This is a genomic window from Raineya orbicola (assembly GCF_002843425.1).
Taxonomy (GTDB): domain Bacteria; phylum Bacteroidota; class Bacteroidia; order Cytophagales; family Thermonemataceae; genus Raineya; species Raineya orbicola.
The window spans coordinates 1-2,084 of sequence record NZ_NKXO01000080.1 but is presented as its reverse complement, the minus strand read 5'-3'; the positions used below and the strand labels follow the sequence as shown (position 1 = coordinate 2,084).

2 protein-coding genes are annotated in these 2,084 nt (G+C 32.3%); both read left to right on the top strand.

The window, feature by feature from the left end:
- Positions 1 to 162 precede the first annotated feature (162 nt).
- Positions 163 to 1,107, top strand: a complete 945-nt coding sequence (locus Rain11_RS13645; protein WP_243390599.1) for an HAEPLYID family protein — start codon at positions 163 to 165, stop codon at positions 1,105 to 1,107.
- 2 nt (positions 1,108 to 1,109) lie between these two features.
- Positions 1,110 to 1,964 (top strand): Na+/H+ antiporter NhaA, encoded by an 855-nt coding sequence (gene nhaA / locus Rain11_RS13640; RefSeq protein ID WP_207764461.1) that lies wholly within the window; start codon positions 1,110 to 1,112, stop codon positions 1,962 to 1,964.
- Positions 1,965 to 2,084: the final 120 nt, after the last annotated feature.

Below are 2,084 nucleotides of genomic sequence, written 5' to 3'. Positions count from 1 at the left end.
GCTATAAGTATTTTTTTTATACCTCACAAAAAAACAATAAGGATTTTCTTAATGATGAAATCTTTCTTAATTTTGTTAAATTAAACGCCGTCAATATCCACTAATTCATAACTTGGCGGTCATATTGATTATTGCGTATATTTACAAGTTACCTGCAACCCTATGGACGACCGTAATAAATTTAAAAATGAACCGTTTAAACAAATAATAATATTGATGACACGATTTTTTTTAGCAACTATTTTGACACTAATCGCAAATTTTTCATTTGCACAAGTTGTAACACCAGACAGTACAGAAACTATTAAAGAAATTAAAGACAGTATTTATATTGCTGAAACTGAAAATGTGAAAGGTAAAGACAAAGTTCTTCACGCTGAACCACTTTTTATAGACCTTATCCGTGACTTAGGAGCAAGAAAGGGAGAAAAAGAATGGAACGTAGGATTTGGTATGACAGACCGAAAAACTTTTGATAGTTATTCGGGCTTAATTGAATACGAATGGGCACCAGTAAATAGACTTGGTTTTGAAGTAGAATTACCATTTACATTTTATTATCCAACTGACACAGGTATTTCCAAAAATGACATTCCACAAAGCCGATTGAACAGTTTAAAGTTGGCGACACAATTTTCTTTTTTTGTAAGCGAAAAGCATAGTACAAGTATGGCAATTGGCTATATACACGAATTTGAATTAACAAGTTTCAACAAATACGGAAAAGACAAGTTATTAAAAGGAAACATTTACAATCCGTTTTTTGTTGCTGCAAAACGTTGGGGCGACAATTTTCACACTTTATTGTACACAGGACCTTTAATTGAACACCATTTTAAAGATAATTCTTTACAAACCACTTGGCAAATCAACTCTAACTTTCATTATATGATTTCAGGCACAAGAAATTTTATAGGTATTGAGTTTAACAAAGAACTGCATAAAGGAGATTTTGATATGACAATAAGACCTCAAATGAGATTGGGTATTACTGATAACTTATTGGTTGGTATTATTACGGGCATTCCGATAAACAGAGAAAATCAACGATTTAGTAGTTTTGTTCGTTTAATTTACGAACCAAAACATAAAAAGAAGTACGTTTAACAATGAAAGCAACAAAACTATTTACAGATTTTTTTAACAGCGAAAAAGCAGGCGGACTTGTTTTAATTGCTTGTACAATTTTATCATTGACACTTGCCAACTCAAATTTCGGCACTGACTATCACCATTTTTGGCTGACACAATTTCAAGGACACAGCATAGAGCATTGGATAAATGACGGACTAATGACCATTTTCTTTTTGCTCATAGGTTTGGAATTAGAAAGAGAAATTTATCAAGGCGAACTTTCAAAAATTAAAGACGCATTATTGCCTATTTTTGGAGCATTGGGTGGAATGTTTCTACCAGCAGGAATTTTTTTATTATTCAATTATGGCACAATTACGCAATCAGGGGCAGGTATTCCAATGGCGACAGACATTGCTTTTGCTTTGGGAATATTATCATTGTTAGGTAACAGAGTTCCAACTTCGCTAAAAGTATTTTTAACTGCATTGGCAGTTATTGACGACTTGGGAGCAATCATAATTATTGCAATTTTCTACACCAAAACGTTGCTTTGGACAAATCTATTTATCGCATTAGGTATTTTCGCTTTGCTTTTAGTATTCAACAGAATGAAAGTGAGAAATCTAATTCCATACTTAATTGGCGGAATTACAATGTGGTATTTTATGCTTCATTCAGGTGTTCACGCCACTATTACAGGAGTATTATTGGCTTTTGCAATTCCATTTGGCAACGGAGACGAAAAATCAACTTCCTATATTTTGCAACACTTTTTACACAAACCAGTTGCATTTATCATATTGCCCATTTTTGCATTAGCCAATACAGCCATTGTTTTTGGTGGCGACATAACACAAACTTTGACTGAAAGTAATAGTTTAACGTGAATTATAAGTCTAACTTATTGTTTTCAAGGGATTTAAATAAAAAAACTTAGGGTAATTGAAAAAATGATTAACTTTGAGTTGTACTTTTTAAATATTTAATCATATGAGTCAATTACCTCT

Excerpts from the sequence above, each read along its gene's own strand:
- Rain11_RS13645 (WP_243390599.1), top strand. The coding sequence starts at position 163 with ATGGACGACCGTAATAAATTTAAAAATGAACCGTTTAAACAAATAATA.
- nhaA (WP_207764461.1), top strand. The coding sequence starts at position 1,110 with ATGAAAGCAACAAAACTATTTACAGATTTTTTTAACAGCGAAAAAGCA.